The sequence below is a fragment of the Mesorhizobium sp. CA8 genome (assembly GCF_020164955.1).
Taxonomy (GTDB): domain Bacteria; phylum Pseudomonadota; class Alphaproteobacteria; order Rhizobiales; family Rhizobiaceae; genus Mesorhizobium.
In genome coordinates this window covers 302,876-327,154 of sequence record NZ_JAIUHG010000001.1, presented here as the reverse complement: position 1 = coordinate 327,154, position 24,279 = coordinate 302,876, and the positions used below count along the sequence as shown (strand labels likewise).

Annotated in this window: 24 protein-coding genes, 1 tRNA gene and 2 pseudogenes; 14 read left to right on the top strand and 13 right to left on the bottom strand. The window is 63.1% G+C overall.

Features of this window, described 5'->3' with window-relative positions:
• Positions 1-39 precede the first annotated feature (39 nt).
• Entirely contained in the window at positions 40-1,107 is a 1,068-nt protein-coding gene (locus tag LB553_RS01920; RefSeq protein ID WP_224510006.1) for a BMP family ABC transporter substrate-binding protein, read from the top strand.
• An 80-nt stretch (positions 1,108-1,187) separates the two neighbouring features.
• On the opposite strand, the gene rimO is transcribed toward LB553_RS01920, so the two are convergent.
• The 4 genes from rimO to LB553_RS01900 all read right to left on the bottom strand — a co-directional run bounded on the left by rimO (position 1,188) and on the right by LB553_RS01900 (position 4,232).
• Entirely contained in the window at positions 1,188-2,501 is a 1,314-nt protein-coding gene (gene rimO, locus LB553_RS01915) for a 30S ribosomal protein S12 methylthiotransferase RimO (RefSeq protein ID WP_224510001.1), read from the bottom strand.
• A gap of 180 nt (positions 2,502-2,681) precedes the next feature.
• Positions 2,682-3,368 carry a TerC family protein gene (locus LB553_RS01910; RefSeq protein ID WP_224509999.1) on the bottom strand — a complete coding sequence of 229 codons (687 nt, stop codon included), beginning with the start codon at positions 3,366-3,368 and terminating at the stop codon, positions 2,682-2,684.
• A 166-nt stretch (positions 3,369-3,534) separates the two neighbouring features.
• A complete protein-coding gene (locus LB553_RS01905) occupies positions 3,535-3,942 on the bottom strand; it encodes a DUF930 domain-containing protein (RefSeq protein WP_224509995.1) in 408 nt (135 codons plus the stop codon).
• 200 nt (positions 3,943-4,142) lie between these two features.
• Positions 4,143-4,232: transfer RNA gene (locus LB553_RS01900), tRNA-Ser, on the bottom strand.
• A 313-nt stretch (positions 4,233-4,545) separates the two neighbouring features.
• On the opposite strand from LB553_RS01900, the gene LB553_RS01895 reads away from it, so the two are divergent.
• A complete protein-coding gene (locus LB553_RS01895; protein WP_224509993.1) occupies positions 4,546-4,914 on the top strand; it encodes a YybH family protein in 369 nt (122 codons plus the stop codon).
• 290 nt (positions 4,915-5,204) lie between these two features.
• Here LB553_RS01895 and LB553_RS01890 read toward each other — a convergent pair whose 3' ends face one another.
• A complete protein-coding gene (locus tag LB553_RS01890; RefSeq protein WP_224509991.1) occupies positions 5,205-5,480 on the bottom strand; it encodes a hypothetical protein in 276 nt (91 codons plus the stop codon).
• Between LB553_RS01890 and LB553_RS01885 the strand changes: the two genes are divergently transcribed.
• The 10 genes and pseudogenes from LB553_RS01885 (at position 5,479) to LB553_RS01840 (ending at position 15,843) form a co-directional block, all read left to right on the top strand.
• Positions 5,479-6,741 carry a septal ring lytic transglycosylase RlpA family protein gene (locus LB553_RS01885; RefSeq protein ID WP_224509989.1) on the top strand — a complete coding sequence of 421 codons (1,263 nt, stop codon included), beginning with the start codon at positions 5,479-5,481 and terminating at the stop codon, positions 6,739-6,741. The genes LB553_RS01890 and LB553_RS01885 overlap by 2 nt on opposite strands.
• A 117-nt stretch (positions 6,742-6,858) precedes the next feature.
• The gene (locus LB553_RS01880; protein ID WP_224510484.1) at positions 6,859-8,037 is read left to right on the top strand and encodes a D-alanyl-D-alanine carboxypeptidase family protein; all 1,179 of its coding nucleotides are present in this window, start codon (positions 6,859-6,861) and stop codon (positions 8,035-8,037) included.
• A 72-nt stretch (positions 8,038-8,109) separates the two neighbouring features.
• A complete protein-coding gene (gene tmk, locus LB553_RS01875; protein WP_224509987.1) occupies positions 8,110-8,784 on the top strand; it encodes a dTMP kinase in 675 nt (224 codons plus the stop codon).
• Positions 8,781-9,836 (top strand): DNA polymerase III subunit delta', encoded by a 1,056-nt coding sequence (locus LB553_RS01870; protein ID WP_224509984.1) that lies wholly within the window; start codon positions 8,781-8,783, stop codon positions 9,834-9,836. The genes tmk and LB553_RS01870 overlap by 4 nt, the downstream gene beginning before the upstream one ends.
• Positions 9,837-9,963: 127 nt before the next feature.
• Positions 9,964-11,508, top strand: a complete 1,545-nt coding sequence (metG, locus tag LB553_RS01865) for a methionine--tRNA ligase (RefSeq protein ID WP_224509982.1) — start codon at positions 9,964-9,966, stop codon at positions 11,506-11,508.
• A complete protein-coding gene (locus LB553_RS01860) occupies positions 11,508-12,302 on the top strand; it encodes a TatD family hydrolase (protein ID WP_224509980.1) in 795 nt (264 codons plus the stop codon). The genes metG and LB553_RS01860 overlap by 1 nt, the downstream gene beginning before the upstream one ends.
• A gap of 3 nt (positions 12,303-12,305) precedes the next feature.
• Complete coding sequence (locus LB553_RS01855) at positions 12,306-13,127, top strand: MBL fold metallo-hydrolase (protein WP_224509978.1); 822 nt, start codon at positions 12,306-12,308, stop codon at positions 13,125-13,127.
• 308 nt (positions 13,128-13,435) lie between these two features.
• The gene (locus LB553_RS01850) at positions 13,436-14,278 is read left to right on the top strand and encodes an alpha/beta fold hydrolase (RefSeq protein WP_224509975.1); all 843 of its coding nucleotides are present in this window, start codon (positions 13,436-13,438) and stop codon (positions 14,276-14,278) included.
• Positions 14,279-14,411: 133 nt separating this feature from the next.
• A pseudogene (locus tag LB553_RS01845) lies at positions 14,412-14,651 on the top strand (class I SAM-dependent methyltransferase); the annotation flags it as partial.
• A gap of 276 nt (positions 14,652-14,927) precedes the next feature.
• Positions 14,928-15,843, top strand: a pseudogene (locus LB553_RS01840) (agmatinase).
• Positions 15,844-15,859: 16 nt separating this feature from the next.
• Here the strand turns inward: LB553_RS01840 and LB553_RS01835 are convergent.
• The 5 genes from LB553_RS01835 to LB553_RS01815 all read right to left on the bottom strand — a co-directional run bounded on the left by LB553_RS01835 (position 15,860) and on the right by LB553_RS01815 (position 19,360).
• A complete protein-coding gene (locus LB553_RS01835) occupies positions 15,860-16,270 on the bottom strand; it encodes a hypothetical protein (protein WP_224509972.1) in 411 nt (136 codons plus the stop codon).
• 3 nt (positions 16,271-16,273) lie between these two features.
• Positions 16,274-17,149: an aldose 1-epimerase family protein gene (locus LB553_RS01830; RefSeq protein ID WP_224509969.1), complete on the bottom strand. Its 876-nt coding sequence runs from the start codon at positions 17,147-17,149 to the stop codon at positions 16,274-16,276.
• 173 nt (positions 17,150-17,322) lie between these two features.
• Complete coding sequence (locus tag LB553_RS01825; protein WP_224509965.1) at positions 17,323-18,039, bottom strand: Bax inhibitor-1/YccA family protein; 717 nt, start codon at positions 18,037-18,039, stop codon at positions 17,323-17,325.
• A 17-nt stretch (positions 18,040-18,056) separates the two neighbouring features.
• Entirely contained in the window at positions 18,057-18,830 is a 774-nt protein-coding gene (locus LB553_RS01820; protein ID WP_224509963.1) for an anti-sigma factor family protein, read from the bottom strand.
• A complete protein-coding gene (locus tag LB553_RS01815; RefSeq protein ID WP_412033173.1) occupies positions 18,827-19,360 on the bottom strand; it encodes a sigma-70 family RNA polymerase sigma factor in 534 nt (177 codons plus the stop codon). Before LB553_RS01815 ends, LB553_RS01820 begins: the two co-directional genes overlap by 4 nt.
• Positions 19,361-19,493: 133 nt before the next feature.
• Between LB553_RS01815 and LB553_RS01810 the strand changes: the two genes are divergently transcribed.
• Positions 19,494-20,678, top strand: a complete 1,185-nt coding sequence (locus tag LB553_RS01810) for an aromatic amino acid transaminase (protein WP_224509960.1) — start codon at positions 19,494-19,496, stop codon at positions 20,676-20,678.
• A gap of 81 nt (positions 20,679-20,759) precedes the next feature.
• Positions 20,760-21,584: a nucleoside triphosphate pyrophosphohydrolase gene (gene mazG, locus LB553_RS01805; RefSeq protein ID WP_224509958.1), complete on the top strand. Its 825-nt coding sequence runs from the start codon at positions 20,760-20,762 to the stop codon at positions 21,582-21,584.
• Between the two features lie 8 nt (positions 21,585-21,592).
• Here the strand turns inward: mazG and hflX are convergent, their stop codons facing one another.
• From hflX to LB553_RS01790, 3 genes are all read right to left on the bottom strand, one after another.
• Positions 21,593-22,981 (bottom strand): GTPase HflX, encoded by a 1,389-nt coding sequence (gene hflX / locus LB553_RS01800; RefSeq protein ID WP_224509955.1) that lies wholly within the window; start codon positions 22,979-22,981, stop codon positions 21,593-21,595.
• Complete coding sequence (hfq, locus tag LB553_RS01795) at positions 22,982-23,227, bottom strand: RNA chaperone Hfq (RefSeq protein WP_006202172.1); 246 nt, start codon at positions 23,225-23,227, stop codon at positions 22,982-22,984. It abuts the gene before it with no gap.
• Positions 23,228-23,369: 142 nt separating this feature from the next.
• A complete protein-coding gene (locus tag LB553_RS01790; RefSeq protein ID WP_224509951.1) occupies positions 23,370-24,233 on the bottom strand; it encodes a D-amino-acid transaminase in 864 nt (287 codons plus the stop codon).
• Between the last annotated feature and the right edge of the window lie 46 nt (positions 24,234-24,279).

The following is a 24,279-nucleotide window of genomic DNA, read 5'->3' as shown; positions in this document are numbered from 1 at the left end:
GACGGGAAGCTCCAAGGCTTAACTCAGAGAGGTAACACAATGAAAAAATTGCTTATTGCGTTGATCACCACGGCCGCAGCCCTGTCGCTGGCGGCGACCGCCGAGGCCGCCGACAAGCTGAAGGCCTGCTGGGTCTATACGGGTCCGATCGGCGATTTCGGCTATTCCTACCAGCACGATCAGGGCCGCCTCGAGGTCGAGAAGGCGCTCGGCGACAAGGTCGAGACCGCCTATCTCGAAAACGTGTCGGAAGGCCCGGACGCCGACCGCGCTTTCGAGCGCCTGGCGCGCGAGAATTGCAAGATCATCTTCGGCACCTCCTTCGGCTTCATGGATGCCGAGGTGAAGGTCGCCAAGAAGTTCCCCAAGGTGATGTTCGAGCATGCCACCGGCTTCAAGACCGGCGACAATCTCGGCATCTACAACGCCCGCTTCTATGAAGGCCGCTATGTGCTCGGCCAGATCGCGGCCAAGGAATCGAAGAAGGGCCTTGCCGGCTACATCGTCTCCTTCCCGATCCCGGAAGTGGTGATGGGCATCAACTCCTTCATGCTCGGCGCCCAATCGGTCAATCCCGACTTCAAGGTGAAGATCGTGTGGGTGAACTCCTGGTTCGATCCGGGCAAGGAAGCCGACGCCGCCAAGGCGCTGTTCGACCAGGGCGCCGACATCATCGTCCAGCACACCGACTCGACCGCCCCGCTGCAGGTGGCCGAGGAGCGCAAACTGCATGGCTTCGGCCAGTCGTCGGACATGATCAAGTTCGCGCCGCACGCGCAACTGACCTCGCTGACCGACGAATGGGGTCCGTATTACATCAGCCGCGTGCAGGCGGCGCTCGACGGCACCTGGAAGCCGGACAATGTGTGGCTGGGCATCAAGGATGGCGCGGTCAAGCTCGCCCCCTACACCAACATGCCCGACGACGTAAAGGCGATGGCCGAGGCGACCGAGAAGAAGATCGCCGGCGGTTGGAATCCCTTCACTGGCCCGGTATCCAAGCAGGACGGCTCGCCCTGGCTGAAGGACGGCGAGGTTGCCGACGACGCCACGCTGCTCGGCATGAATTTCTACGTCAAAGGCATCGACGACAAGCTGCCGCAATAAGCGGCAAGTCGCGGAACCGAAACGGAAAAGGGCGCCGCAGGGCGCCCTTTTCATTGCAGATGTCAGCTTTCGCGAGGCTGTCAGACCGCCGAGCCATATAGATCGTACGCATCCGCGCGATCGATCTTGACCGTGACGATCTCGCCGGCGCGCAGCGGCCGCCGCGATTGGATGTGCACCGAGCCGTCGATCTCCGGCGCGTCGTATTTGGTGCGGCCTTTGCCGGATGTGCCATGTGCCTCGTCGATCAGCACCGGCAGGCGCTTGCCGACCTTCCTGGCGAGCTGCGTTGCCGAGATCTTCTGCTGGCGCTGCATGAAACGGTGCCAGCGCGCTTCCTTGACTTCCTGCGGCACCTGCTCGAGCCCGAGATCGTTGGAGCGCGCGCCCTTGACCGGCTCGTATTTGAAACAGCCGGCGCGATCGATCCTGGCTTCGTCCAGCCAGTCGAGCAGCATCTGGAAATCGTCTTCGGTCTCGCCGGGGAAGCCGACGATGAAGGTCGAGCGGATAGCGATATCCGGACAGACCTCGCGCCAGCCACGGATGCGGTCCAGCGTCTTTTCGCCATGCGCCGGGCGGCGCATGTTCTTCAGCACTTGCGGCGAGGCGTGCTGGAAGGGAATGTCGAGATAGGGAAGGATCTTTCCTTCCACCATCAGCGGAATGACGTCGGCCACATGCGGGTAGGGGTACACATAGTGCATGCGTATCCAGATGCCGAGCTTGCCGAGCTCCTCGGCGAGATCGAGGAATTTCGCCCGCACCTCGCGATCGCCGAAGATCGACGTCTGGTACTTGATGTCGACGCCGTAGGCGCTGGTGTCCTGCGAGATGACGAGGATCTCCTTGACGCCGGCCTTGGCGAGCTTTTCGGCCTCGCGCAGCACGTCCGCGGCCGGGCGCGAGACGAGATCGCCGCGCAACGCCGGGATGATGCAGAAGGTGCAGCGGTTGTTGCAGCCCTCGGAGATCTTCAGATAGGCGTAGTGGCGCGGCGTCAGCTTCACGCCCTGCGGCGGCAACAGATCGACATAGGGATCGTGGCTGGGCGGAGCCGCTTCATGCACCGCCGCCATCACGCTTTCATAGGCCTGCGGGCCGGTGATCGCCAGCACATTGGGATGCTTCTCGCGGATGACCTCCGGCTCGGCGCCGAGGCAGCCGGTGACGATGACGCGGCCGTTCTCGGAAAGGGCGGAACCGATGGCGTTAAGCGACTCGTCGCGCGCGGAATCGAGGAAGCCGCAGGTGTTGACGACGACGAGGTCGGCGCCGTCGTGCTTGCGCGCGATCTCGTAGCCTTCGGCGCGGAGCCGTGTGATGATGCGCTCGGAATCGACGAGCGCTTTCGGGCATCCGAGACTGACGAAACTGACGCGTGGGGCGGACATAAACTTTGTTTCCAAGAGGTGAGGGCGAGATCGAAGATTGAGCCTCAGGCTCTGAATTTCGATCTAAGGCGCGGCTTTGAGCCATTTCGCGCGGCGCAATAGCACGCTTCGGCCCAGAAGCAAACCTGCCCGTGACCGAGACAAGAGGCGATGGGGGTAGCCGCTCGCCTCGAAAGAGCGTCAGTGGCCGTCCGGCCCGAACCAGGGCGCCAGGAAGGCAAAATGGTCGGGAAACTGCTGCACGGCGCCGCCGAGAAGCATGTTCACCGCGACGTAGAGAATGATCAGCAGGCCGACATAGGCGATCCAGCGGTATTTGTGCAGCAGGCGCGCGACAAAGGATGCGGCAAAGCCCATCAGCGCGATCGAAAGGGCCAGTCCGATGATCAGCACCGTGGGGTGCTTCATGGCGGCGCCGGCAACGGCCAGAACGTTGTCGAGCGACATGGAAACGTCGGCAATGACGATCTGCCAGGCGGCCTGCGAGAAGGTCTTTCGCGGGCCCTTGCCGGAGACGGATCCATCCTTGTTGTAATCGCTGTTCGACAGCGCCTCGGTGGCATCACGCTCGTCGTCATGGCTCACGCGTAGCTCGCGCCACATCTTCCAGCACACCCACAGAAGCAGAAGTCCGCCAGCGATGAGCAGCATGGGGCCGATGCTCAGCAGCCATTGCGTGATCAGGGCAAAGACGATGCGCAGAACCGTGGCTGCCGCGATGCCGACAAGGATGGCGCGCTTGCGCTGATCCGCGGGAAGGCCGGCTGCCGCAAGGCCGATCACGATTGCGTTGTCGCCGGCGAGGGCGAGATCGATTGCGACGACCTGGAGGAGAGCTGAAAGGCCTGTGGCAGTGAATATTTCCATCGACTAGAAATCCTTGCCTGAAATGAATGTGGCCCTTTACTTCGACGGGCCTAAAGGCATGGTCCACCGGCGTCAAGACGCAGGGTTGGACATCGCCGGAAAACAACGCCGCCGGCGCAAGCCGTCAAAGATTTCGGGTGTTTGCCGGCAAGGGCAAGGCTGAAAACTAGTCGTAGAGATTATATTTGGACCAGTCGGATTCCGGGATTTCGTCGCCGATCCTGTAGCGGAACTGCAGCACCTGCATGTGGTCCGGCGCGGTCTGGCATTTGAACTTCAGCCGGTACCATTGGCCCTTGCTACGGAAGGCGGCGCCCGAGCTCTTTATGGCATCGGCGCTCATCTGCGGCGTGGCGAAGGCGTAGGCCACGACACGGTCGGCCTTGTAGTTATGATCGTCGTGGCTGATCCGGTCGAGCACCTCTGCGTCACACCGCTGCTCAAGGCGGGTCTCAGGATCGAGTTTCATCAGGCCGGCGCGCAACGCATTGTCCATCGCCTTGGCCGGCAAGACCAGCATCAACGACGCCAAAACCATCAGGCAGAGCTTTTTCATGGGCGCGAGAAGCAGCATATTTTGTCCGAGAAATCAAATAAACGGTGCTCTACCGCCTGTCGGCTGCCGCGCCGCGCCGGCGCTGCTTTCGTGGTGTCGGTCAGGCGATCCGGTGTGCCATTCCGGCCTCGGCGATTTCGCGACTGTCTTCCATCCCGCGCCACCCAATGGCTGGGATGCCCTTGGATAGGGATTGGAAGCACAGCTTGTGGGCAGCATGGCGGAGGGAGTGGGATTCGAACCCACGGTGAACTTGCGCCCACGCCGGTTTTCAAGACCGGTGCCTTAAACCGCTCGGCCATCCCTCCGCTATGGTTTTTCAACCATTTAGGTCATCGCGACCGGTCGATTCGGTTGGCACCGAAGGCATTCCCGGCCGGTTCGCGCTTCATTCCTGTAGTGCGGCTGCCGGGGCCGCGTCAACCACTGCGGCTGCACCTTCCAACTGTCGTGGCAAAAGGTCTGGAAGAATATTCGGCGTGACCCGACGGGCTACGTTGCCAGGGCCGGCGGAAACGACATGCACCGGGACGGCTGGGGGAAATCCGCAGGAAAAGACGGCGATCTAGCTAATCGTATTAGTATTAACTAAACTACATCCGGGCGGCGAAGGAGGTAACTATGCCGATCCGAGATGATCTGCAGGAGCTTTGGGACGTGTATGTCGCAGCGTACCGATCGGGGAATGCATCTGGCTGTGCTGCTATCTTCACCGAGAACGCGGAAATGCATTCACCCTATGGGCCTCCGGCGCGGGGGCGCGCGGCAATAGAGGCGCTGCACGACATTTGGGTTCAACATGCCGGGCCTAATAAGACCCTTCAGGTGATCGAAGCGGGTAGCTCCGGAAATCTGGCTTGGACACTGGCTGCCTATTCGGAAGGAGAGGCGGTCGGCAACGGCACCTCGCTGAGTGTCTTTGAGCATCAGGTTGGCGGAGGTTGGCTGATCCGGATGTGCAGTCTCAACAGTACCGACGCCACCGGATAGATGTATAGCTGGCCACAGCGGCACGGCGGCGACCATCCCAATCGCGCCGACGTACAGTACGACTTATGCATGGTAAGCCCCGACCTTGGCCAAAATCAGGTTGCTTCCCGCTTCGTCCTGCTAGCCGATTCGATGCATTGACAATGCCGTCAAAAGCCAGTCAATCTCAATCTTCTAATACTTTGACAGGGGGGCAATCATGAAGAAACCTACGAGAAACCCGTGCTGACAAAGCGTGGCATGCTATCTCGTGCGACGGCCCAGCAGCTGCCGTCCGATGCGCGGGCGGATTAGCGGACGACCTTACTCTTATTCGGATTTGCCGTCGGTCTTGTGGCCGGCGCTGTTGGCAGCAGGGCATTCCCGAACAGCACGGACTTTCCGAGCCACGGTGGCACCGCCCGCGCCATGACCTCGGCCATAATCTCGCCCTTTTGCTGCCATAATCGATTAACATCGTGATAAACAATTCCTGTGCAAAAGGGATTGGGGATCAAGGTGTTGCTGGCATCGGCGGACGCTTGGCTCCGTCGAGTGGCAGCACGGTAGGGGACAATCGAAAACATGCAGACTCCGGCGCGCCCGCGTCTTCGTCGCGCTTCTGCTTTCGCCCTGTGCGCCCTTTCGGGCCTGCTTTTGGCTGCCTGCGCCTCACAACCCGAACCGAAGGGGATGCTCTACAAGAAGGCCCGCTCCAAGGAATATTTCGCCGAATCCGAATATGGCGTGAAGGCGAGCCCGCGTGTCCAGTTCATGCGGCGCGGCGGCGGCCGCGACCAGCTTGGCAAGCCCTACCAGGTGCGCGGCAAGTGGTACTTTCCCAAGGAAGAGAAGAACTACGCCAAGGTAGGACTAGCCTCGTGGTATGGCGATGCCTTCCACGGCCGTTTGACCGCCAATGGCGAAGTCTATGACATGACGCATCTGACGGCGGCGCATCCGACGATGCCGCTGCCGAGCTATGCCCGCGTCACCAACCTAGAGACCGGCAGTTCGGTGATCGTGCGCGTCAACGATCGCGGCCCCTATCATGAAGGCCGCATCATCGACGTCTCCGAACGCGCGGCGCAGATGCTCGACTATGACAAGGTCGGCACCGCCAGGGTCAAAGTGGAGTATGTCGGCCGCGCGCCGCTCGACGGCGATGACGACCAGTATCTGGTGGCCTCCTACCACCCCGGCAAGAACCGCCCGGATCCGTCGGACGGCCTGCCGACCGGCGTGATGGTGGCCATGAACGGCCCGTCGCCGAGAGTGCCGGTGGGGGCGTCGCCGGCCGCCGTGCCGTTCCCGGGCCAGCTTACCAATTCGGGGCAAGCTTTTGACGCGCAGCCGGGGCTATCGGAGCAGCCTACCGTGCAGCCGGCAGCCTTCCCGGTGCAGAGCGCCAGCGATGTCGCGCTGCCCGATTTCGGGCCGATCGTGCCGGAACGGCCGGATCTCGGTCTTCCTGCGAACTCGCCTTTCGCCATGGCTTCGCTGTCCTACGCGGATGAGCGGGTAAAGCGCGCCGATGTTTTTGCCGCGCTCGATACCGGCGGCATGTCGCCGGCCGATATCCTGCAGTCGTGGCGAAAATCGAACCGCCAGGAACAGGCGCTTGCGCCCGACTATGTCGCCGCCGGTTCCTTCGACAAAGCAGCGGAGGCAAAGCGCGTCGCCGCCGCGCTGGAGCCGTTCGGCCGGACCGAGATCCAGCGCACCGAATTCGACGGCAATGACTGGTATGCGGTCAACGTTTATCCGAACGGCCATGGCAGCATCGACGATCTGCTTCAGGCAGCTTGGTCGCATGGCGCGCCGGACGCGCTGGTTGTGCGTAACTAATCAAATTCACGCTACCCGTTGATCCGGCTGAAAAAATCCTGATAGCTTGGCCGCGGGGTAGTCTTTGCGCATTCCGGGGCGACCCCCTCCGGTATTGCTCAGATGGGTCGACATTTCATGCAATTGCGCATTCTTCCGCCTTTCGCCAGCGTTCTGGGATTGGTGCTGATGTTGCTTTGCTGCGTCCCGGCAAGCGCACAGCTTTTCGAGACCAAGGCGACGCAGGCGTTCATGATCGATGCCGACACCGGCACAGTGCTCTTGGCCAAGGACCCCGACAAGCCGATCCCGCCCGCCTCGATGGCCAAGCTGATGACGATGGAAATGGTCTTCAACGCCATCAAGTCGAAGCGGATCACGCTCGATGACACTTTTGTCGTCAGCGAAAACGCCTGGCGCACCGGCGGCGCGCCGTCCGGAACCTCGACCATGTTCGCCAAGCTCAAATCCGAGGTTCGCGTCGAGGATCTGATCCAGGGTGTCACCGTGCAGGCCGCCAATGACGGCTGCATCGTGCTCGCCGAGGGGATGGCGGGCTCGGAAGCGAATTTCGCCGCGCAGATGACCGATCGCGCCCGCCAGCTCGGCCTCTCGAAATCGACCTTCGTCAATTCGACCGGTCTGCCGGCCGACGGGCAGCAGACGACGGTGCGGGAACTGACGATGCTGGCGCTGCATCTGTGGCGCGACTATCCGGAGTTCTTCCACTATTACGGCCAGCCGGACTTCACCTGGAACAAGATATCGCAGAGGAACCGCAATCCGCTGATCGCCATGGGCATCGAGGCCGATGGCTTCGTGGCAGGCGCCAGCGAGCAGGCGGGTTTCGGCCTGGTCGGCACCGTCAGTCACAACGGCACGCGCGTGATCGCCGCTCTCAGCGGACTGGCGAATGATCGCGAACGCTCCGAAGAGGCGCCCAAGCTGCTCGAGTGGGGCTCGCGTTCATTCCAGAAGACCGAGATCTTCGCCAAGGACGAGGTGGTGGGGGAAGCACAGGTTTTCGGCGGCGCCAAATCCGGCCTGGCCTTGAAAGCCAAAGGCCCCGTGAACATCTTTCTGCCGATAGCCAACCGCGACAAGCTGACCGCCAGGATTGTCTACCAGGGTCCGGTGTCTGCACCGGTCGAGGAGGGGCAACCGGTCGGAGAATTGCGCGTTTGGATAGGCGAGACGCTGAGCCAGCAGACGCCGCTCTATGCCGCCGAATCGGTGAAAGTGGGCACGCTGCCGCAGCGCGCGCTCGACGCGGCCAAGGAACTCGCTGTCGGCTGGCTGCGTCAGAAACATTTGTGAACGGGCAAGTTCGTGGACCTTTTGTCGGACGGGAGCTATGACAGCGGCCAGCGCGAGCAAAGGCAATCTCGATTGGCGAGCGGATTTTTCATCACCTTCGAGGGCGGCGAAGGAGCAGGCAAGTCGACGCAGATCGAGCGGCTGGCGCGGCGCATGCGCGCCAAGAAATACGAGGTCCTGGTCAGCCGCGAGCCGGGCGGATCGCCCGGCGCCGAGGCCGTAAGGCATGTGCTTCTGTCCGGGGCGGCCGAACCGTTCGGCCCGAAGATGGAGGCGATCCTGTTCGCCGCCGCGCGCTCCGATCATGTCGAGCAGGTCATCCGGCCGGCGGTCGAGCGCGGCTCGATCGTGCTGTGCGACCGTTTCATCGATTCCTCTCGCGTCTACCAGGGCGTCACCGGCGGGCTCGATGCCGATTTCATGAAGGCGCTGGAGGCGGTGGCGATCAACGGCATGATGCCTGACATGACCCTGATCTTCGACATCGATCCCGCTGAAGGCCTGAAACGAGCCGCCGCGCGGCGCGGCGCCGGTGACGCCGCCGATCGCTTCGAGAAGGAGACTTTGGCCATCCACCGGCGGCGGCGCGAGGCTTTCCTGGCCATCGCCGCGGCCGAACCGGAGCGCTGCGTCGTCATCGACGCCTCCGCCGATCCCGATACGGTGGAGAACGTCGTTACCGCCGCCGTCTTCGCGGCGCTGGAAGAGCGGATGCCGGCGCAAAGGGTTGAGACGGCGCCGGCATGATCTTCGAACGCATCGCTCCCGAACAGCACGACACGCTGGACGGCGTGCCCGAGCCCGCCGAAACGCCGCGGCTGATCGGCCACGCGTCGGCGGCAGGGATGCTTGCCAGCGCCTACCGCGCCGGCAAGCTGCCGCATGCGCTGATTTTCGCCGGGCCGCAGGGTATCGGCAAGGCGACGCTGGCGTTCCACATGGCGCACCATCTTCTGAGATATCCGGATTTCAAGACGGCGCCCGACACGCTTGCCGTTCCCGATCCGGCCTCCTCGCTGTTTCGCCAGATCGCCACCGGCGCGCATCCTTCGGTGCTGCATCTCACCCGTCCGGCCAACGAAAAGACCAAGAGCTTCAAGACGGTGCTGACCGTCGACGAGATCCGCAAGGTCAGCCGCTTCCTGTCGATGACCTCGCATGACGGCAGCTACCGGGTCGTCATCGTCGATCCGGCCGACGACATGAACACCAACGCCGCCAATGCCTTGCTCAAGAATCTCGAAGAGCCGCCGGCGCGCACCCTGTTCATTCTGGTGGTGCATGCGCCGGGCAGCCTGTTGCCGACGATCCGCTCGCGCTGTCAGATGGTGCGGCTGGCGCCTTTGGCCGCCGACGAGCTGATGGCGGTGCTGGAAAATGTCGAGCCGCCGCCGCCGGAGGATCCGGGCGCGCGCGCAGCGCTGGCCGAGCGGGCAGGGGGCAGCGCCCGCAACGCGATCCTGCTCACCCAATATGGCGGGCTGGAGATCGCAGGCGCGCTCGACACGCTGGTGGCGGCCAAGAAGCCCGACATTGCCGACGCCCATCGCCTTGCCGAAGCCGTGGCGGGACGCGACCAGGCGATCCAGTTCGACATCTTCAACCGCCGCGCGCTCGACCTGCTTTCGACTGCCGCCAGTGACGCCGCGCTGGCCGGCGATCTCGCCCGGGCCAAAACCCTGTCCGAGGCTTGGCACGAGGCGCTGAACACGATATCTGAGGCTGAGACCTACAACCTCGACAAGAAGCAGCACGCCCTGACCATGATCGACCGCCTGAATTCTGCGATGCGAATGTGACGGCTCGTTCGATGCATGCCGTTGGCCCAGTTTTGGGCGGCATGCATTGGCCTCGGGATGGCAATCGACGTTCCGATGCGATATCCACCGCCACAACTCACATTCAGATATTCATGACGGTTCATTCATGTCACGCGACACATTCTACATCACGACCGCGATCTCCTACCCAAACGGCAAGCCGCATATCGGCCATGCCTATGAGCTGATCGCCACAGACGCGCTTGCCCGCTTCCAGCGGCTGGACGGCAAGGATGTCTTCTTCCTGACCGGCACCGACGAGCACGGCATCAAGATGCTGCAGACGGCGCGCAAGGAAAGCATCACGGCGCGCGAGCTCGCCGACCGCAACTCGGCCGAGTTCAGGCGCATGGCCACCGCGCTCAACGCTTCCAACGACGATTTCATCCGCACCACCGAAGAGCGGCATTATGCATCCTCCCAGGCGATCTGGAAGGCGATGGCCGCCAATGGCGACATCTACAAGGGCGGCTATGCCGGCTGGTATTCGGTGCGCGACGAAGCCTATTACGGCGAGGAGGAGACCGAGGTCCGCCCCGACAATGTCCGCTACGGGCCGCAGGGAACGCCGGTGGAATGGGTCGAGGAAGAGAGCTATTTCTTCCGGCTGTCGGCCTACCAGGACAGACTGATCGCGCTTTACGAAAGCCAGCCCGATTTCATCGGTCCGGTCGAGCGCCGCAACGAGGTGATGAGCTTCGTCAAATCTGGGCTGAAGGACCTGTCGGTCTCGCGCACCACTTTCAATTGGGGCGTACCGGTACCGGGGGACGAAAAGCATGTGATGTATGTGTGGGTCGACGCTTTGACAAATTACATAACCGGCATCGGGTATCCCAATGAAAATGATGAGAAATGGCGCTTTTGGCCAGCGGATGCGCATATCATCGGCAAGGACATCGTGCGCTTCCACGCCGTCTATTGGCCGGCCTTCCTGATGTCGGCGGGAATCCCGCTGCCGAAGCGCGTCTTCGGCCACGGCTTCCTGTTCAACCGCGGCGAGAAGATGTCGAAGTCGGTCGGCAACGTTATCGACCCTTTTACGATGGTCGAGCATTACGGCGTCGACCAGGTGCGCTACTTCTTCCTGCGCGAGGTGCCGTTCGGCCAGGACGGCAACTACAGCCACGAAGCGATCGTCAACCGCACCAACGCCGACCTCGCCAATGGCCTCGGCAATCTGGCTCAGCGCTCGCTGTCGATGATTGCCAAGAACTGCAGCGGCGCGGTGCCGAAGCGCGGCGAACTAACCGAAGCCGACACGGCGATCCTCGATCAGGCGGTCGAAGCGCTGGCCGTTTCGCGCCGGGCGATGGCGGAGCAGGGGATCCATCTGGCGCTGGCGGCGATTTTTGGCGTTGTTGCGGAAGCCGACCGTTATTTCGCGTCCCAGGAACCATGGGCGCTGAAGAAGACCAATCCGGAGCGCATGGAAACGGTGCTTTGGACGACGGCCGAGGTGGTGCGCCGCGTGACGCTGCTTTGCCAGCCGTTCATTCCCGGATCGGCCGCCAAGCTGCTCGACCTGTTGGCTGTGCCGGCTGAGAGCCGTGCTTTCGAGCACGTCCATGCCGACCACGCGCTGGAGCCGGGCACCGCATTGCCGGCGCCGGAGGGCGTGTTTCCGCGTTATGTCGAGCAGAGCGCCTGATGCTGGTCGACAGCCATTGTCATCTCGATTTTCCGGACTTCGCCGAGGAGCGGGCGGCTATCGTCGGCCGCGCCCTCGCCGCCGGAATCGGCCGCATGGTCACGATCTCGACGCGTGTGAAGCGTTTTCAGCAGATCCTTGAAATCGCTGAATCTTTCAATGAAGTCTATTGCTCGGTCGGCACCCATCCGCACAATGCGGCCGAGGAGCTCGACGTCACCGCTGACGAGCTGGTCCGGCTCTCCGGCCATCCAAAGGTGGTGGCGATCGGCGAAGCCGGGCTGGACTACTACTACGACAAGGCGCCGCGCGATGCGCAGGCGCAGGGTTTTCGCACCCATATCGCGGCCGCGCGCCAGACCGGCCTGCCGCTGGTCATCCATTCGCGCGATGCCGACGACGACATGGCGACGATCCTCGAGGACGAAACAGGGAAGGGCGCCTTTCCCTTCATCCTGCATTGTTTTTCGTCCGGACGCAGGCTGGCTGAAGTCGGCGTGGCGCTGGGCGGCTATGTCTCCTTCTCCGGCATCCTTACCTTCAAGAACTCCACCGAGCTGCGCGCCATCGCCGCCGATGTCCCGCGCGACAGGCTGCTGGTCGAGACAGACGCGCCTTACCTTGCGCCGGTCCCGCATCGCGGGAAACGCAACGAACCGGCCTATGTGGCGAATACGGCGAAGGTGCTTGCCGAGACCATCGGCGTCAGCGAGGCCGAAATCGCTGATATCACCACCGGGAACTTCTTCAGGCTGTTCACCAAGATGCCGCGTCCCGACACGGCTGCAGGCTGAGGCATGAGCGACCGGCTGCGCTTTACCGTCCTTGGCTGCGGCTCATCGCCCGGCACACCGCGCATCACCGGCGACTGGGGCAATTGCGACCCCAAGAACCCGAGGAACCGGCGCATGCGCACGGCCGCCCTGGTCGAGCGGATTGCCGCCAATGGCGCGCGCACCACGGTCGTCATCGACACCGGGCCGGACTTCCGCGAGCAGATGCTGCTGGCCTCGGTCAAGCGCATCGACGCGGTCGTCTACACGCATCCGCATGCCGACCACATCCACGGCATCGACGATCTGCGCGGCTATGTGCTCGAGCAACGCCATCGGATCGACATCCATGCCGACGAGCCGACCATGCTGCGGTTGCGCCAGGCGTTCGGCTATTGCTTCGAGACGCCACCCGGCAGCTCTTATCCGCCGATCGTCGAGGCACACATCATCGATCACGCGAGGCCGGTCGTGATCGAAGGCGAGGGGGGCGCCCTCACCCTTGAGCCGCTGCCGCAGTTCCATGGCGATATCATCTCGCTCGGCTTCCGCATCGGCGGGCTTGCCTATTGCCCTGATATCAGCGGCTTCCCGGACGCGACCGTGGAACGTTTGCGCGACCTCGATATGTTGGTGATCGATGCGCTGCAGTACAACACCCATCCCAGCCATCTGTCGCTCGGCCAGGCATTGGAGTGGATCGATAAGCTGGCGCCAAGGAACGCCGTGCTGACGCATATGCATGTGCCGTTGGATTATGCCGTCGTGATGACCGAGACGCCGGAACACGTAGCGCCGGCCTATGACGGCATGGTGGTCGAAATCCTTTACGAGTCAGAACGATAGCGACGCCTGCTTAGTTGTTGCCGCAGTTCGTCTGTCGAACCTTCTGCTGCGATCTCGAAGCCGAGCGGCCGACGAGTTAGTTCCATAATCTATCTTATGCGACTTTCTGGTGTGCGACGAGATGTCGAGCGCCTTGTGTTACACAGCCCTGCTCGCCAGTCGCACAGAGCTGTTGCGCATCCGTATGCCACCACCTCCTTTCAAACACGTCGGATGCTGGCACAAGTCGTCCCTCGTTGCCGCGAAAGTGTTCGGAACTCAACCGCCGAACCTCGCGTTGGCCTGGTGAGCGGTTTGAGGACCTTTGCATGCGTTCACGGATTGAGTTGGCAAGCGGCACGGAATTGTCTTTCCTCACGGCTGGAGAGCCCTCCAAACCGGCTCTTCTGCTTCTTCACGGTTTTCCGAGTTCCTCCAGGACCTTTCGCAACGTCATTCCCGCATTGTCGAAGGTGGCTTATGTGGTTGCTCCCGACATGCCTGGGTTCGGCATGTCCGATGCTCTGCCCGAGCCGTCCTTTGATGGTTTTGCAGATGCGATCTCGGAGTTGCTCAGCCATCTCTCGGTCGGCCCGCGCCACATCTACCTTCATGACTTTGGCGCGCCGGTCGGGCTGCGGATAGCCATGCAGGCTCCCGATGCGGTATTGGGCTTGATCATCCAGAACGCCAACGCCCATCGGAGCGGAATGGGGCCATCATGGAAGGCGACGCAGGACTTTTGGGTCAATCCGAATCCCGACAATGAAGCGAAAGCCACCGCGCATCTGACCTTCGAGGGCACGCGCGACCAATATGTGGCAGGTGTTCCCGACGATGTCGTCGCGCAAATTCCGCACGAGAACTGGGAGGAAGACTGGCGCGTGATGCAGCGCCCCGGAGGCATGGAGACGCAGCATGCGCTCGTTGCGGACTATGGCAATTACGTCGCTCGCTTCGACGCGATTGCCGACTATCTGCGGCGCAGGCAGCCCCGCGCCCTGATGCTGTGGGGCCGGCACGACACGTTCTTCGACCTGGCAGAGACGCTGTCATGGATGCAGGCCCTGCCGAGGATGGAAGCACACATTCTCGACGGGCCTCATTTCCTGCTGGAAACGCATGCCAACCAAGCTGCGTCGTTTATGGTCGACTTCCTGGAACGGCAATAGTCCTTGAGTCTGGCCGACCCGAACGCGGCCGACGCCTGGGGATACATTGTCCGGCATCAATGTTCTGGCCGCTGCCCTGTCCGCCATTTCCGTCTCGCTTTCCTGGCGCAGACCAGATTGGATAATTTATTTCATGGCTGCCGGAATCTCAGATCGGATATCCGCCTTCGTCGGAGCGCTTCCATTGAAGCCGGGACTTCGCGTCCTGGAGATCGGATGCGGTCCCGGCGTTGCCGCTCGCGACGTCGCTCGCCGCATCGGCGACGGCTTCATTCTGGCCATCGACCGTTCGGAGAAGGCAATCCGATTGGCGCGGGCGCGATCGGCTGATGAGATGGCTTGGGGCTGCCTCGATTTCAGGCATGCGGCAATCGAAGACTTCGCATTGAATGCTGGCGAGGCTCTTTTTGACATCGCCTTTGCCATGCGGGTCGGCGCGCTCGACGGGCGTCCACCCCGAAGCCAACCGTGCGCCCTTGACGCGGATCAAGGCGGCGCTGAAGCCGCATGGCAGGCTTTTCATCGACGGCGGCGACCCGTTGAAAGAGATCGATTTGGTTCATGGCTTGCCGTCCTAAAAACCACCGAGAAACATCGAAGCCCCAAGCTGCCATCGCGCCGCAGCGCAACAATGAAAGCATCCAGAAAAATGACCGCCTCGCCTTCCTTTCTCGGCTTTCCCGATCGCCTCGCCGACGGGCGCGTGCCGCGAGCCGTGATCTTCGGGGCGGGTCATGGAAGCACCTATCGCGGCCAAGACAGCAGCGGCCATGCCTCGGCCGCCGGCGCCATCCGAGCTGCAAGCCAAGATGACATTCCGCTGGTGGAGCACTGGGATTTCGACCTCGGCGGCCCGCTGTTCGATGGCGGACCGGTCTGCTGCATCGATGCCGGCGATGTCTTGACCACCATGCATGACAATACTGGCAACCGGACTCGCATCGAGGCGAAAACACGCGAAGCTCTGTCCCTGCCGGCCGTACCGGTCCTGCTTGGCGGCGACGATTCCGTCGTCATTCCGTTCCTGGCCGGCTTTGCCGGCCAGGAACCAATCTGGATCCTGCAGGTCGACGCCCATATCGACTGGTGCGACGAGGTGCATGGCGAACGCTACGGTTATTCGAGCCCGATGCGCCGGGCGAGCGAGATGGCGCATGTCGCCGGCATGGTGCAGGTCGGCCTGCGCAGCGTCGGCAGCGCACGCATCGGCGAAATTGAAGCGGCGCGGCGCTACGGCAGCCGCTTCGTCACGGCTCGCGAGGTTCACGCCCAGGGTGTTGAAGCCGTTTTGCAGCACATTCCGGACGGCGCACGTGTCGTCGTCACTTTCGACTGCGACAGCCTCGATCCCTCGATCACGCCCCGGGGTCGCAGCGCGCACGCCCGGCGGCCTCACCTACACGCAGGCGATCGACCTGATCGCGGGCCTCGGCAAGCGGGCCAGGATTGCGGGATTCGACCTTGTCGAGCTTTATCCTCCCGCCGATATAGACGGCGTGTCGGCACTTACGGCGGCCCGTCTTCTTGTCAACGTGATCGGCGCCATTGTCCGGCAGACCGGCTGAGATCCGATCAGGTGGTCTAGAAAAAGCTGTTCAGAAACGCCGATGCCTCGTCTGAAACATCAACGATCTTGTTGGTCGCCTGACGGTAGAATTTGAAGTTGAGCTCGGTCTCGGGCCGGCCGTCCTTCCAATCCTTGAAGCGCTTGAGCTCATTGCGACCCAAACGTCTAGTCGCCAGGGCGGTGCGGCGGACGGCAACGGTGACGCGCGGCGTCTGCCGTTCGAGACCCGGACGTCCGGGGGTGGCCTCGGAGGACGTCACGACGCCCCGAGCGACAAGCCCCTGCCCGCCTTCGTTCTCACTGGCGAACAGGAAGATGACGTCGCCTTCGGCGATGCGCTTGCCGCCGTACATGGTTTTCTGGGCGGCGAAGACGAACGTCTCCGCCGCCGGGTCCTCGATCTCGGTCTTGATGGCGTATGCCATGCCCTACGGTTCCCGGGTGAGGCCGATCCGGTACGTCAGCACGCGCCGGCCGCTCGGTTCGATCAGCATGACGCCCGGCTTGTCGGCGAACTCGCCGTCGAAATCGATGGGACTGGCGGTGCCGTGCCAGGGCTCTATGCAGAGGAAGGGCGCGCCGCCAGGCTTGGACCAGATGCCCAGCTCATTGAATCCCTGCCACGACATCTCGATCGCCGGCCCGCGCCCGGCGGCGTAGCGCACGCTCTTGCTCGCCGGCTTGTCGAGGATGACGGCGTCGTCGTCGAACAGTCTTTCGGAAACCGGCAGCGTCCTTCCCTCGATGGGCGTCGGTTGCAGGTCCGGCAGCAGCAGACCGTCCTTCAGGCGGCGGACCGGCGCCGGCTCATTGTCGGCGAAGGTCAGCCGATAGACTTTCTTCGGCAGTTCCGGCAACAGCGGCCAATTGAACGCCGGATGCGCGCCGATCGAGGCCGGCAGCGGTTGGTCGCCGGTGTTGGCGATCTCGAAGGTCACGCCGAGTTGCCGTGGTTTCAGCTCGTAGCTGATGGCGAGACGGAAGGCGAAGGGATAGTGCGTCCGGGTCTCGGGGTCATCCGTCAGGAACAATGTGCAGGAGGTCGGCCCCTGCTCCGCCCAGGCAAAGCGCCTGTCGCGCGCGAATCCATGCTGCGTCATCGGATAGGTTTGGCCGCGATGTCGGAGCTGATCGCCTTTCAACTTGCCGACGATTGGGAACAGGACCGGCGAATGACGGCGCCACGCGGGACCTGCCTGCCATAGAAGCTCGGTGCCGTCGCCATCGCGCAGCGAGACCAGTTCGGCCCCCTGCCCGACGATGGTCGCCGAAATGCCGTCAGCGTGAAGCGTCAGCTGGTCCATTGCGTCCTCGCGGCTGGCTGGTGGCCGGCAGGCTAGCAAAAGGCCGCGCGAACTCAAGCGCGGCAGGCAGATCGCACCTGGTCGTGGACGCCTTGGTGCGCGATCGACAAAAAAGGCCGGAGGTCTCCCTCCGGCCGTGCCGTGGTCGGTAGCGTTGCCCGCTGCGGTCCGGCTTATTCGCGCTCGCCGGTGAAATTCAGGAGCAGCTGGAAGATGTTGATGAAGTTGAGATAGAGCGAGAAGGCGCCGAAGACGGCGAGTTTCTGCTGCGATTCCGCATCGAAATTCTCCGCATACTGCTCCTTGATCGTCTGCGTGTCCCAGGCGGTGAGGCCGATGAAGACGGCAATGCCGATCACCGAGATGGCGAATTGCAGCGCAGTCGAACCGAGGAACAGGTTGACCAGGCTGGCGATCACCACGCCGATCAAGCCCATGATCAGGAAGGACGAGAACTGCGTCAGGTCGCGCCTGGTCGTGTAGCCGTAAAGGCTTGTGGCGCCGAACATCGTGGCGGCGATGAAGAAGGTGCGCGCGATGCTGGTCGAGGTGAAGACCAGGAACACCGAGGCGAGCGACAGGCCCATCACCGCGCAGAAGGCCCAGAACATCGCCTGCGCGCTCGCGGCCGACATGGTCTGCATCTTGAACGAGAAGATCATGACGAAGGCGAGCGGCGCCAGCATCACCACCCATTTCAGCGGGCTGGAGAAGATCGGCACATAAAGCGCCGGCGTCGAGGCCACGAAGAAGGCGACGAGGCCGGTGACGACGAGGCCGAGACCCATATAGTTATAGACGCGCAGCATATGCTTGCGCAGGCCCTCGTCATAGACGGCTCCGGCCTGGACGCCGGTGCCCATTCGGTATCCCAGATTGGGGCTGTTCATTTGGTTCTCCTTGGTTCTCAGTAGAGTGTTCTGGCGAGTTTCTCGGCGGCACGGTCGAGATTGCCGGCGTCGCCGCGTCCGACCACCGCATAGGCAACTTCGCCGATCTGGAAATACGCGGTTGAGATGTCGTCGGCGGGCGCGACCGTCGGCTTCACGACATCGAATGTTCCCGGCCTAATGGCGAACAGCGAGACAAGACCGAGATCCCTGGTCTCGACCGCCATCTCGACGCTCGGGCCGAATTGCGAGGGATAGACCTGGACGTCGCGGATCTTCCAGTCGTCGGGCAGCGACGGCATGACGATTGCCGTGGCGGCGCGGATCTCGTCGGCATTGTAGCCCGGCGCTTCCTGCTGCGACGGCATCGTTTCGCGCACCAAGGTCGTCCGGTGTGCTCGGACCGCATCCTCGACATAGGCCGGCGGCTGCGTCGAAGCGATCACCTTGGTAACGGCGATCGGCCCGAAAATACCGTTGGCCAGCCAGCCTGCCGCGACCAGAACGGCCGCGGCGGCCGCCCGCTGCAGCACGACAAGCAAACGTCCCCTGGCAAGCGCCCTTTCCAGCCGCCGCGCCGCTTCGGTTGTGGCCGGACGCGCCCTGCCGACCGGCCCGGCAAGCGCGACACGCAGTTCGTCGCGCGTCCTCAGATCCGACATCACGCGCGCCGCCACTTCCGGACGCGCGGCGAGGTGCGCCTCGACTTCGATGCGGCGGGCGACATCCAGCTGGTCGTCGACATAGGCGTCGAGATCGGCATCGGTTACGGGGTCGACAATGGCGGTCATTGATCGTCTCCCACGATCCTGAGATGAGGCCTGGTTTTCGGCGCCGCGCCCTCCTCCAGCTCGCGCAGAGCGGCACGCGCGCGGCCGATGCGCGACATCAGCGTTCCGAGCGGCACGCCGACGACTTCGGCGGCCTGCTGATAGGAAAGCCCTTCGATGGCGACGAGATGGAGCGCAGAGCGCTGTTCCTCCGGCAGCGAAAGAAACGCTTCCCGGACCTGCGACAGGCGCACCGAATGGTCCTGCGAGGCAGGTACGCTCTGGTCGGCGACAAAGCCGGCCTGTTCGATGCGCGCCGTCTCGGAGCGGCGCGAACGCATGCGGTCGATGAAGATGTTGTGCACGATCGCCAGCAGCCAGGCGCGCAGATTGCCGCCCGAGCGAAAGGTCGCGCGCCGCTCATAGGCGCGCACCAGCGCATCATGGACGAGATCCTCGGCCTCAGTGCTGTCTCGCGTCAGCGAGCGCGCATAACGCTGCAGCGACCCCAACTGCCCGACGATATCGAAGCGTGCCATCGACCGTTTCATGCCCTGTTTACGGAGCATGTAGAGACTTTAATCCCCTGCTCGGCATTTCTTTTCGTGTTGCCGGCACCGCGGAAACCGCTGGCGCGGCGGGATCGATTTGCGTATCACTCCGCCGCCATTGGAGTCCTTTTCGATGTTCGAGACCCTGCAGCCCGCGCCCGCCGACAAGATCCTTGCCCTGATCGGCCTTTATCGCAACGATCCACGGCCCGGCAAAGTCGACCTCGGTGTCGGCGTCTACAAAGACATCGACGGCAGGACGCCGGTGATGCGCGCGGTGCGCGAGGCCGAGAAGCGGCTGCTGGCGAGCCAGGACACCAAGACCTATCTCGGCCTTGCCGGCGATACGACCTTCAATATGGCCATGATCAAGCTCGCCTTTGGCGACAAAGCCGACCATTCGCGCATCCGCGCGGCGCAGGCGCCGGGCGGCTCCGGCGCGCTCCGGCTGGTGGCAGAGCTTCTGCAGCGCACGCGCCCCGGCGCGACGGTTTGGCTGTCCGACCCCACCTGGCCGAACCATCTGCCGGTGATGCGCGCCGCTGGTTTGCAGGTTCGCGACTATCCCTATTTCGATGCCGCATCGGGCGCAGTCCGCTTCGACGAGATGCTGGCGGCGCTCAAGACGGCCAACAGCGGCGATGTCGTGCTGCTGCATGGCTGCTGCCACAACCCGACCGGCGCCAACCTCGATATCGCGCAGTGGGCCAAGGTCGCCGATGTCCTGCTGGATCGCGGCCTCATGCCTTTCATCGACATCGCCTATCAGGGCTTTGGCGAGGGCCTCGACGCCGATGCCGCCGGCCTGCGGCTGCTGGCCGACAAGGTGCCGGAGATGGTTGTCGCCTCGAGCTGCTCGAAGAATTTTGCCGTCTATCGCGACCGCGTGGGCGCGGCGATGATCATGGCCGAGGACGGCGCCCAGGCGGATGTGGCGATGAGCCAGATGCTGGCCGCGGCGCGCGCGCTTTATTCGATGCCGCCGGATCACGGTGCGGCAGCGGTGCGCATGGTGCTCGAAGACGCCGGCCTGAAAAAGGACTGGGAGACGGAGCTCGAGGAGATGCGGCTGCGCATGCTCAGGCTGCGCGTCGCTTTCGCCGAGGCGTTGCGCCGGCAGTCCAACTCCGACCGCTTCGATTTCGTCGCCAGCCATCGCGGCATGTTTTCGAGACTTGGGCTGACCGAGGCGCAGGTCGAACGCCTGCGCGCCGACCATGCCGTCTACATGGTCGGCGACAGCCGCATCAACGTGGCCGGCCTGCCGGAGGACGGTATGGACGATCTCGCCAAGGCGATCGTCTCGGTGCTCGACTGAGAGCCCGCGCAACTGTGGACAATAGGCTTTTGCCGGCCGGCGGGATTGGTCGCCACCACGCTGCGCGCTAGGGTTTGCAGGATGAAACCCTCGAAAGACATTTCACGGCTGATCGAGATCATGGCGGCGCTCAGGGCGCCGAAGACCGGCTGCCCCTGGGATATCGAGCAGAATTTCTCGACCATCGCACCCTATACGATCGAGGAGGCCTATGAAGTGGCCGATGCAATCGCGCGCGGCGACTTCGACGATCTGCGCGAGGAGCTGGGCGATCTGCTGCTGCAGGTCGTCTACCATGCGCAGATGGCTGAGGAGATCGGCGAGTTCGCTTTCGGCGATGTCGTCGAAGCCATCACCACCAAGATGATCCGCCGCCATCCCCACGTCTTCGGCGACGAGAAGGCGCGCAGCGCCGGCATGGCCAAGGGCATGTGGGAGAAGATCAAGGCGGCCGAAAAGGCCGAGAAGCGCGACGCCCGCATCGCGCGCGGGCTCGATCCGGAAGATCACGGCAAGGGCTATCTCGACAGCGTTCCGGTGGCGCTCCCTGCCCTGACACGTGCGCTGAAACTACAGGAAAAGGCTGCACGTGTCGGCTTCGACTGGAGCGAAGCGGCACCCATCCTCGACAAAATAGAGGAAGAGATCGGCGAATTGCGCGAGGCGCTGGCCACGGGCGACGCGGCTCCAATCAAGGACGAATTCGGCGACATGTTGTTTGCCGTCGTCAATCTCGGCCGCCACCTCAAGCTCGATGCGGAAGCGGCGCTCAGCGGCACCAATGAAAAGTTCCGCTCGCGCTTCCACTATGTCGAGCAGGCCTTGGCGGCTTCGGGCAGTTCGCTGGAGAAGGCAACGCTCGACGAGATGGAAGCACTCTGGCAGCAGGCCAAAGGCACCAATTAATCAGCCGGTTAGCTACGGCTCCTGCGTTGCAGGCGGTTCTCTATCTCCTGCCGGGCGCTGTGCGTGGCCGTCAGCGAAAGGGTGACGCTGCCGTCTTCATTGTCGGTGCGCGAAACGACATCGCCATTGCGGTAGAGCCAGTCGACCTGGCCGAGCTGGGCCGGGCTCAATGTCACCGTCATCGTTTCCAGCTCGCCCGACACGCGCGCCTCAATGAGCGCTTTCAGCGTGTCTATGCCCTCGCCGGTCACCGCCGATATGGCGATCGGTGGAGACTTGCCGCTTGCTCCTTCGGCAAGCAGCCGCTCGCGATTGCCTTCGTCGAGCAGGTCGATCTTGTTCCAGACCTCGATCACTCGGTTCGCGTCGGCGGCATCGACGCCGAGATCGCCAAGGATGCGCTCGACATCCTCAGCTTGGGCCGCGGTGTCCGGGTCGGAGATGTCGCGCAGATGCAGCACCAGATCGGCTTCGACGACCTCTTCCAGCGTCGCCCGGAAGGCGGCCACAAGATGCGTCGGCAGGTCGGAAATGAAGCCAACCGTATCCGACAGGATCACCGGCGTGCCGTGCGGCAACCGCACGCGCCGCAACGTCGGATCGAGCGTTGCAAACAACATGTCCTCGGCCAGCACCCCTGCCCCGGTCAGCCGGTTGAACAGCGTCGACTTGCCGGCGTTGGTGTAGCCGACGATCGCCACCACCGGAAAAGGCACCTTCTTGCGCTTGGCACGGTGCAGGTCCCGCGTGCGCCGCACCGTTTCCAGCTCGTGCTTCAGCTTGGTGATCTTGTCCTGCAGGATGCGCCTGTCGGATTCGATCTGGGTTTCGCCGGGGCCGCCGAGGAAACCGGCGCCGCCGCGTTGCCGCTCGAGGTGGGTCCAGCTTCGCACCAGCCGGCCCTTCTGGTAGTTGAGATGCGCAAGCTCGACCTGCAGCGTGCCTTCCTTGGTGCGCGCCCGCTCGCCGAAGATCTCGAGGATGAGCCCGGTGCGATCGAGCACCTTGGCGTTCAGTTCCTTTTCGAGATTGCGCTGCTGCACCGGCGTCAGCGGATGATCGACGATGACCAGCTCCGCCTTGCGTTCCTTCACGATATCCGCGAACTCGGCCACCTTGCCGCTGCCGAGCAGCGTGGCCGGCCGCGGATCGGCAACCGTCACCACCGCGGTGTGAACCGGGTTGAGATCGATGGCGCTGGCAAGCCCGACCGCTTCGTCGTGGCGTGCATCCGCCGAACGGCTCAGGCGCGGACGGCTCGATTCATCGTCGCCGCGCGGTTGGCGGGTAAGCACCGGCACAATAACGACGGCCCGGGTCGGATCCTTGGCTTCCGGCCCGAGTTGATGTCCTTGTTTTCCGCGAACGCTGCGGTCCGCGTCTTTCTCACGTGCCAATCAGGCGCCCTGGCTTTCCTCGCCATCGAACATCTGAACCGGCTGGCTCGGCATGATCGTGGAAATAGCGTGCTTGTAGACGAGCTGGGAGTGCCCGTCACGCCGCAACAACACACAAAAATTGTCGAACGAAGTGACGACGCCGGTCAGCTTCACGCCGTTGATGAGGAAGATGGTAAGTGGATTTTTGCTCTTGCGAACTGAATTCAGGAACAGGTCCTGAAGGTTTTGCGATCGTTCCGCCATTTTTCTTGTCTTTCGCCGATCCCCTTCGGTTTGCGGCCAATGCGCCAAATTACGCGGCACCTGTCAAGCGCGCAAACCCCCTCTTGCCGATACAAAGGCAAGCAGAACGAGATAGTTGAGGTTCATTCCAGTTGTGCGGTTATCAGGCTGGACTTTTTTCCGCAATGTCAAAAAAGGCCTGCCGCAACGAAAGTGTCATAGAACCGGGATGGCCATTTGCGATCGGCGTGCCGTCGATTTCGACCACCGGCATGGCAATTGTCGTCGCCGAACTGATGAACGCCTCTCTGGCTGCCTGGGCTTCGGCGACCGAAAAACCCCGCTCCTCGATCTTGAGGCCGAGCTTGGCGGCGACATCGAAAAGCGTCGTGCGGGTGATGCCGCGCAGAATGCCGTGCTCGGCCGGCCGTGTCACCAGGACGCCGTCGCGGGTGACGATCCAGGCGTTTGACGAGCCGCCTTCCTTGACGTTGCCGTCGGTGTCGACGAACCAGGCTTCCTGGGCACCCGCTTCCTTGGCCTTCTGCTTGGCGAGCACATTGGGCAAGAGGCCCGTGCTCTTGATGTCGACCCGGTCCCAGCGGTTCTCCGGAACGGTGATGACCTTGATGCCGCTCTCCACCCGCTTTGCACTCGCGGCCGGATCGGCTTTCCTGGCGGTTATGACCAGGGAAGGCTTCGTGCCTGCCGGCGGAAAGACGAATTCGCGGCTGGCGACGCCGCGCGTCACTTGCACATAGACAAGGCCGTTGACCACGCCGTTGCGATTGACCACCTCGCGCAGCAGCATCGGCAGGACGCCTTCCGAGACCGGCCAGGCGATCGACAGTTCCTTCAGGGAGCGCTTGAGCCGAGCAAGATGGCGCGGCACGTCGACGATGTGGCCGTGCGCCACTTCGCAGACCTCATAGACGCCGTCTGCGAACTGATAGCCGCGGTCCTCGATATGGACGCTGGCTTGGCTATGGACGACATAGCGCCCGTTGACATAGGCAATGCGCGGCATGGGCATCCTCAGGGAAATATCCGGCTTTCTTAGGTGATTCCGCCCC

Excerpts from the sequence above, each read along its gene's own strand:
- LB553_RS01880 (WP_224510484.1), top strand. The coding sequence starts at position 6,859 with ATGCAATTGCGCATTCTTCCGCCTTTCGCCAGCGTTCTGGGATTGGTG.
- LB553_RS01820 (WP_224509963.1), bottom strand. The coding sequence starts at position 18,830 with ATGACCGCCATTGTCGACCCCGTAACCGATGCCGATCTCGACGCCTAT.
- LB553_RS01870 (WP_224509984.1), top strand. The coding sequence starts at position 8,781 with ATGATCTTCGAACGCATCGCTCCCGAACAGCACGACACGCTGGACGGC.
- mazG (WP_224509958.1), top strand. The coding sequence starts at position 20,760 with ATGAAACCCTCGAAAGACATTTCACGGCTGATCGAGATCATGGCGGCG.
- LB553_RS01885 (WP_224509989.1), top strand. The coding sequence starts at position 5,479 with ATGCAGACTCCGGCGCGCCCGCGTCTTCGTCGCGCTTCTGCTTTCGCC.
- LB553_RS01835 (WP_224509972.1), bottom strand. The coding sequence starts at position 16,270 with ATGGCATACGCCATCAAGACCGAGATCGAGGACCCGGCGGCGGAGACG.
- LB553_RS01815 (WP_412033173.1), bottom strand. The coding sequence starts at position 19,360 with ATGAAACGGTCGATGGCACGCTTCGATATCGTCGGGCAGTTGGGGTCG.
- rimO (WP_224510001.1), bottom strand. The coding sequence starts at position 2,501 with ATGTCCGCCCCACGCGTCAGTTTCGTCAGTCTCGGATGCCCGAAAGCG.
- metG (WP_224509982.1), top strand. The coding sequence starts at position 9,964 with ATGTCACGCGACACATTCTACATCACGACCGCGATCTCCTACCCAAAC.
- LB553_RS01810 (WP_224509960.1), top strand. The coding sequence starts at position 19,494 with ATGTTCGAGACCCTGCAGCCCGCGCCCGCCGACAAGATCCTTGCCCTG.
- LB553_RS01850 (WP_224509975.1), top strand. The coding sequence starts at position 13,436 with ATGCGTTCACGGATTGAGTTGGCAAGCGGCACGGAATTGTCTTTCCTC.
- LB553_RS01890 (WP_224509991.1), bottom strand. The coding sequence starts at position 5,480 with ATGTTTTCGATTGTCCCCTACCGTGCTGCCACTCGACGGAGCCAAGCG.
- LB553_RS01910 (WP_224509999.1), bottom strand. The coding sequence starts at position 3,368 with ATGGAAATATTCACTGCCACAGGCCTTTCAGCTCTCCTCCAGGTCGTC.
- LB553_RS01905 (WP_224509995.1), bottom strand. The coding sequence starts at position 3,942 with ATGCTGCTTCTCGCGCCCATGAAAAAGCTCTGCCTGATGGTTTTGGCG.
- LB553_RS01790 (WP_224509951.1), bottom strand. The coding sequence starts at position 24,233 with ATGCCGCGCATTGCCTATGTCAACGGGCGCTATGTCGTCCATAGCCAA.
- LB553_RS01920 (WP_224510006.1), top strand. The coding sequence starts at position 40 with ATGAAAAAATTGCTTATTGCGTTGATCACCACGGCCGCAGCCCTGTCG.
- LB553_RS01895 (WP_224509993.1), top strand. The coding sequence starts at position 4,546 with ATGCCGATCCGAGATGATCTGCAGGAGCTTTGGGACGTGTATGTCGCA.
- LB553_RS01860 (WP_224509980.1), top strand. The coding sequence starts at position 11,508 with ATGCTGGTCGACAGCCATTGTCATCTCGATTTTCCGGACTTCGCCGAG.
- hfq (WP_006202172.1), bottom strand. The coding sequence starts at position 23,227 with ATGGCGGAACGATCGCAAAACCTTCAGGACCTGTTCCTGAATTCAGTT.
- LB553_RS01830 (WP_224509969.1), bottom strand. The coding sequence starts at position 17,149 with ATGGACCAGCTGACGCTTCACGCTGACGGCATTTCGGCGACCATCGTC.
- LB553_RS01855 (WP_224509978.1), top strand. The coding sequence starts at position 12,306 with ATGAGCGACCGGCTGCGCTTTACCGTCCTTGGCTGCGGCTCATCGCCC.
- LB553_RS01825 (WP_224509965.1), bottom strand. The coding sequence starts at position 18,039 with ATGAACAGCCCCAATCTGGGATACCGAATGGGCACCGGCGTCCAGGCC.